At 74.9% G+C, this 5,943-nt stretch carries 7 protein-coding genes and 1 tRNA gene; 6 read left to right on the forward strand and 2 right to left on the reverse strand.

Annotated elements, in window-relative coordinates; genetic code table 11:
• Both ABEB16_RS01830 and ABEB16_RS01835 read right to left on the reverse strand, forming a co-directional pair.
• Window positions 1–574: alpha-hydroxy acid oxidase (locus ABEB16_RS01830; protein WP_345710571.1), on the reverse strand; the 574-nt coding region annotated here is incomplete at its 3' end.
• A 120-nt stretch (window positions 575–694) separates the two neighbouring features.
• Window positions 695–1,123 carry an SsgA family sporulation/cell division regulator gene (locus ABEB16_RS01835; protein WP_345710572.1) on the reverse strand — a complete coding sequence of 143 codons (429 nt, stop codon included), beginning with the start codon at window positions 1,121–1,123 and terminating at the stop codon, window positions 695–697.
• Between the two features lie 142 nt (window positions 1,124–1,265).
• On the opposite strand from ABEB16_RS01835, the gene ABEB16_RS01840 reads away from it, so the two are divergent.
• The 6 genes from ABEB16_RS01840 to pgsA form a co-directional block, all read left to right on the forward strand.
• Complete coding sequence (locus tag ABEB16_RS01840; protein ID WP_345710573.1) at window positions 1,266–1,838, forward strand: TIGR02611 family protein; 573 nt, start codon at window positions 1,266–1,268, stop codon at window positions 1,836–1,838.
• 128 nt (window positions 1,839–1,966) lie between these two features.
• Window positions 1,967–2,041: transfer RNA gene (locus ABEB16_RS01845), tRNA-Val, on the forward strand.
• Window positions 2,042–2,061: 20 nt separating this feature from the next.
• Entirely contained in the window at window positions 2,062–2,670 is a 609-nt protein-coding gene (locus ABEB16_RS01850; RefSeq protein ID WP_345710574.1) for an MOSC N-terminal beta barrel domain-containing protein, read from the forward strand.
• 95 nt (window positions 2,671–2,765) lie between these two features.
• Complete coding sequence (gene thrS / locus ABEB16_RS01855; RefSeq protein ID WP_345710575.1) at window positions 2,766–4,781, forward strand: threonine--tRNA ligase; 2,016 nt, start codon at window positions 2,766–2,768, stop codon at window positions 4,779–4,781.
• Window positions 4,781–5,392 carry an HIT family protein gene (locus ABEB16_RS01860; RefSeq protein ID WP_345710576.1) on the forward strand — a complete coding sequence of 204 codons (612 nt, stop codon included), beginning with the start codon at window positions 4,781–4,783 and terminating at the stop codon, window positions 5,390–5,392. Before thrS ends, ABEB16_RS01860 begins: the two co-directional genes overlap by 1 nt.
• On the forward strand, window positions 5,392–5,943 hold a 552-nt coding region (gene pgsA / locus ABEB16_RS01865), incomplete at its 3' end, for a phosphatidylinositol phosphate synthase (RefSeq protein WP_345710577.1). The genes ABEB16_RS01860 and pgsA, both read left to right, overlap by 1 nt.

Here is a 5,943-nt window from a genome sequence, read left to right on the forward strand (position 1 = left end):
CGCTGCGGCGGCGGTCGGTGTCGCGGGCGCCCAGCACCGGCGTGTCCACGGTGACCACGAGCGCGGTGTAGCCGGCCGCGGCGGCCCGGCGCGCCAGGCTCGCGGTCAGCTCGCGGTCGCGGCGCACGTACAGCTGGAACCACACCGGTGCGGTGGCGGCGGCGGCCACGTCCTCCATGGACGTGGTGCCCAGCGTGCTCTGGACGTACAGCGACCCGGCCTCCCCGGCCGCCGAGACCACGCCCAGCTCGCCGTCGGGGTGCCAGATGCGGTGGCTCGCGGCCGGGGAGAGCCCGATCGGGGAGGCGAGGCGCTGGCCCAGCAGCTCCGTGGAGGTGTCGATGCCGTCGACGCCCACGAGGCAGTGCGGCGCCAGCCGCAGGGAGGCCCACGCCTCCTCGTTCCAGGCCAGGCTGCGCTCGTCCCCGCTGCCCCCTTCGAGGTAGTCCCACATCTCCTGGCCGAAGGCGCCGGCGCGCAGACGTGCCAGGGCGTGCTGTCGCAGCTCCCGCACGTTCAGCGCGGGGTCGGGGAGGGCCTCGAGGGGTGGCGGTCCGGTGGTGGGGTCGGTCATGCCCCGAGGAGTACCAGACGCGCCGGGCCGCGCGGGCACCGGCGACCCGCGCCCGGGCTGCGAGCGGCCCGCCACCTCACCCGGCCGGGGGAGCGCGCCGCCCCCGGCCGGGTGCGCCCCTCAGGAGACGAGGCGGCTCACGAGCTCGTCGAGGTCCAGGTGGCGGGTCTCGCTGCCCGGGGGCACGAGCGCGTCGGCCCGGCGGAGGAAGCGCCGCACGTCGGCCTCGTCGGCCTCCAGCTCGGCGTTGCCGTCCGGGGAGGACAGCCGCAGCAGCACCCGGGGCAGGCCTCCCAGCCCGTCCTGGCACGGCTGGACCTGCACGTCACCGGCACCCGAGGGGCGCACGAGACCCTCGCGCAGCAGGTCGCGGGCGAAGACCCACTCCACGTCGGCGTCGCCGCCGTGGAAGACGGCGTGGATGGCGTAGGGGTCGTCGGCGCCGTAGTGCAGGCTCGCGGGGACCGGCACGGCCGAACCGCCGGCCGTCCGCAGGCGCAGCGAGACGTCGACGTCGACCTCGGTCTTGCGGTGGGGCAGCGAGGGCACGTCGGCCTCCCATGTCTCGTGGACGCCGACGGGCTGCGGCGACCGTGTCGAGCAGTTTCCCCCCCGCAGGCCCTCCGAAACATCACGTCCCCGCCACGGATCCGCACCGGGTCGGCCCCCTGCGCTGACCTACCCTGGAGAGGTGGAGCGCACCAGCCCGGCGTCGCAACCGCCGGCGCCCGGGACCGGCGAGCGGCCCGCGCGCGAGGCGACGCCCTGGGAACCCGGCTCGCAGCCGCCGGCGGCGGCTGCCGCACGACCCGGACCGGGTCGGGAGGCGGTGTCGCCCGGTGGGCACCGGTGGCGGCGCTGGCGCGCCGGCCTGCACGCGCGGCGGGAGCGCATCCGCGCCGATGCGCACGCCAACCGCCTCTGGCGCGCGGTCGTGGCCGTCGCGGGGTCCGCCGTCGCCGCCGTCGGCCTGGTCCTGGTCCCGCTGCCCGGTCCCGGCTGGCTCATCGTGCTCGTCGGCCTCGCGATCCTCGGTTCGGAGTTCCACTGGGCCCGTCGCGCCCACCGGTTCGCCCGCCGCCGGATCCAGGCGTGGACCGCGTGGGTGGGGCGGCGCTCCTGGTCGACCCGCGTGCTGCTGGGCGGTGCCACGGCCGCGGCGCTCGTCACCGTCGCCTGGGGGTGGCTGGCCTGGCAGGGGCTGCCGCCGTGGGTGCCCGTGGCCGTCACGGCCGAGCTGCGCCGCGTGCCCGGGCTCGACTGAACCACCGGCCCGGCCGGTGCCGGGGCGGGCGCCGTGGCGGAGTTGGCGGGGGGTGTCGTGAGCACCACCGCGAACCGGGTATGGTTGCTCCTGCCGGTCGCGGTCAGCAGGTCCTGCTGACGGGCTCGGGGCGATTAGCTCAGCGGGAGAGCACCTCGTTCACACCGAGGGGGTCACTGGTTCGATCCCAGTATCGCCCACCAGCACCACACCAGGAGCACCCATGCCCGTCGTCGGCCGGCTCCTGCAGATCCGCCTCTTCCCCGTGAAGTCCCTCGACGCGCCCGACGTCACCGCCGCCGAGGTCGACGCCGACGGCCTGCGCGGCGACCGCGGCTGGGTCCTCTGCGACCACACCGGCGAGCCCCTGCGCGCCAAGTCCCACCCCGCCCTGCGCCGGGTGGGCGCCCGCGCGGTCCCCGGCGGCCTCGAGCTCGCCCTCCCCGGGTCCCCGCCCGCCCCCGCGCAGCAGGCCCTGCCACGGCTGGCGGACCTGCTGGGGCACCCCGGTCCGCTCGCCCTGCACCGCAGCACCGGTGGCGCGCGGCAGGTCGCCGCGGTGCACGTCGTGACGCTCGCGCAGCTGGGCGGGGACCCGGCCGCCTGCGGCGGCGAGGACCCCCGCGCCAACCTCCTGCTCGACCTGCCCGGTGCGCCGCCGCCACAGCGGTGGGCGGGGGCGCGGCTGCGCGTCGGGCCGAGCGCCGAGCTCCTGGTCGACCGCCCGCCCCGCCACTGCGCCGGGCTCTACACCTCCGTGCTCGCACCCGGTCCGGTGCGGGTCGGTGACGCCGTCCGCCTGGAGCCCGGCCCGCCGCGGCCCGGCGACTGAGGGCCCACCGCCGCGGTGGATAGCATGCGTGGGCGGCCGCACCCGGTCGCCGTCCGGCCGAGCGCCGGTCCGCTCCCCGCTCTGGAGGCCCGTCCGTGCCCGCGCTGATCACCGTCACCTCGGCCGGTACCGAGCACCGGGTGGAGGACGGCACGACGGCCGCGGACCTCGTCGCCACCGGCCCGCAGGCGCGCGACGTCGTCGTGGCCAGGGTCAACGGGGAGCTGCGCGACCTGGCCCACGTCCTCGCCGACGGCGACGTCGTCGAACCCGTGGGCGTGCAGGAGCCCGACGGGCTCGCCGTGCTGCGCCACTCCGCCGCCCACGTGCTCGCCCAGGCCGTCCAGCAGCACTTCCCCGCCGCGAAGCTCGGCATCGGGCCGCCCGTGCGCGACGGCTTCTACTACGACTTCGACGTGCCGACGCCCTTCACCCCCGAGGACCTCAAGACCCTCGAGCGGACGATGCAGCGCATCGTCAAGGAGGGGCAGGGCTTCCGCCGGCGCGCCGTCACCGACGACGAGGCGCGGGCCGAGCTCGCCGCCGAGCCGTACAAGCTCGAGCTCATCGGCCTCAAGGGGCCCGGTGCGGCCGACGCCGCGGAGGGGGCGTCCGTCGAGGTCGGTGGCGGCGAGCTGACGATCTACGACAACCTCCGCCGCGACGGCTCGGTGGCCTGGAAGGACCTCTGCCGCGGCCCGCACGTGCCCACCACGAGGCTGCTCGGCAACGGCTTCACCCTCACCCGCACCGCCGCCGCCTACTGGCGCGGCAACGAGAAGAACCCCCAGCTGCAGCGCGTCTACGGCACCGCCTGGCCCACCAGGGAGGAGCTCAAGGCGTACCAGGAGCGCCTGGCCGAGGCCGAGCGGCGCGACCACCGCCGCCTGGGCAGCGAGCTGGACCTGTTCTCCTTCCCCGACGAGATCGGTTCCGGCCTGGCGGTGTTCCACCCGCGCGGCGGCGTCGTCCGCAAGGTGATGGAGGACTACTCCCGCCGCCGCCACGAGGAGAGCGGCTACGAGTTCGTCTACACGCCGCACATCACCAAGGGCCACCTGTTCGAGGTGTCCGGGCACCTGGACTGGTACCGCGAGGGCATGTTCCCCGCGATGCACCTGGACGCGGAGCTGGGCGAGGACGGCACCGTGCGCAAGCCCGGCCAGGACTACTACCTCAAGCCGATGAACTGCCCGATGCACAACCTCGTCTTCCGCTCGCGCGGGCGGTCCTACCGCGAGCTGCCGCTGCGGCTGTTCGAGTTCGGCTCGGTCTACCGCTACGAGAAGAGCGGCGTCGTGCACGGCCTGACCCGGGTGCGCGGCATGACGCAGGACGACGCGCACATCTACTGCACCCGCGAGCAGATGCACGCCGAGCTGACCGGGGTGCTGGAGTTCGTCCTCGGCCTGCTGCGCGACTACGGCCTGCGGGACTTCTACCTGGAGCTGTCCACCAAGGACCCGGACAAGTACGTCGGCTCCGACGAGGTGTGGGAGGAGGCGACCCGCACGCTGCAGGAGGTCGCCACCGCCTCCGGCCTGGACCTCGTGCCCGACCCCGGTGGTGCGGCCTTCTACGGACCGAAGATCTCGGTGCAGGCCCGCGACGCCATCGGCCGCACCTGGCAGATGTCGACCATCCAGCTGGACTTCAACCTGCCCGAGCGCTTCGGGTTGGAGTACACCGCCTCCGACGGCACCAAGCAGCGCCCCGTCATGATCCACCGGGCGCTGTTCGGGTCCATCGAGCGGTTCTTCGGGGTCCTCACCGAGCACTACGCCGGCATCTTCCCGCCGTGGCTGGCGCCCGTCCAGGTCGTCGGCATCCCCGTCTCCGACGCCCACGTCGAGCACCTGCAGCAGGTCGCGGCGAAGCTGCGCGAGCACCGCATCCGCGTCGAGGTCGACGCCTCCGACGACCGCATGCCGAAGAAGATCCGCACCTGGACCAAGCAGAAGGTGCCGTTCCTGCTCATCGCGGGGGAGGAGGACGTCGCCAACGCGGCGGTGTCCTTCCGCTTCCGCGACGGCAGCCAGGACAACGGCATCGCCGTCGACGAGGCCGTCCGGCGCATCGTCGACGCCGTCGAGCAGCACGCGCAGGTCTGATGCCCGACGCCGGAGCGCACGAGGAGAGGGTCACGGCCGGCCCGCCGCTGGAGGCGGCCGGCTCGCTGGTCGGGGAGGCCGACGGCTTCGAGCGGTTGTGGACCCCGCACCGCCTGGCCTACATCACGGGCGAGCGCAAGCCCGCCGACCCGGACGACGCGCAGCAGTGCCCCTTCTGCCGCGCCCGCCACCTCGACGACGCCGAGGGGCTGGTCGTGCACCGCGGGCGCACCTGCTTCGTCGTGATGAACCTCTTCCCCTACAACCCGGGACACCTGCTCGTCTGCCCCTACCGGCACGTGTCGCTCTACGTCGACCTCACGGCCGAGGAGCTGGCCGAGTTCACGGCGCTGTCGCTGGCGGCGCTGCGGACCCTCACCGCCGCGTCCGCGCCCTCGGGGTTCAACGTCGGGATGAACCAGGGCGAGGTGGCCGGTGCGGGCATCGCCGCGCACCTGCACCAGCACGTCGTGCCGCGCTGGCAGGGCGACGCGAACTTCCTGCCGGTCGTGGGGCGCACCAAGGCCCTGCCGGAGCTGCTCGAGGACACCCGACGCCGGCTCGCCGCCGCATGGACCGGTGCCCCGAGCGCCGGGGACGGAACCGCCTGATGCTCAACCGCTTCGCCCGCGCCGGCATCACGAGGACCTTCGAGCCGTTGGCGCGGTTCCTGCTGCGGCTCGGTGTGAGCCCCGACACCGTCACCGTCATCGGCACCCTCGGCGTCGTCGCCGGCGCCCTGCTGTTCTTCCCGCGGGGGGAGCTGCTGTGGGGGACGCTCGTCGTCACCGCCTTCGTCTTCTCCGACAACGTCGACGGGATCATGGCGCGGCTGTCGGGGCGCTCCGGCGCGTGGGGTGCGTTCCTCGACTCCACCCTCGACCGCCTCGGCGACGCCGCGATCTTCGGTGGGCTGGCCATCTGGTACGCCCGGGGCGGCGACTCCCCGCAGGCGGCGGGGCTCGCCCTGCTGTGCCTGGTGCTGGGCAACGTCGTCTCCTACGCCCGCGCCCGCGCCGAAGGGCTCGGCATGCGCGCCGACGTCGGCATCGCCGAGCGCGCCGAGCGCCTCGTCGCCGTCCTGGTCGCCGCGGGCCTGACGGGACTGCTCGACCTGCCCGCGACCCTCCTCGTCGTCGTGCTCGCGCTCCTGGCGATCGCC

The organism is Kineococcus glutinatus (genome assembly GCF_039542765.1).
In the GTDB taxonomy this organism is placed as follows: Bacteria; Actinomycetota; Actinomycetes; order Actinomycetales; family Kineococcaceae; genus Kineococcus_A; species Kineococcus_A glutinatus.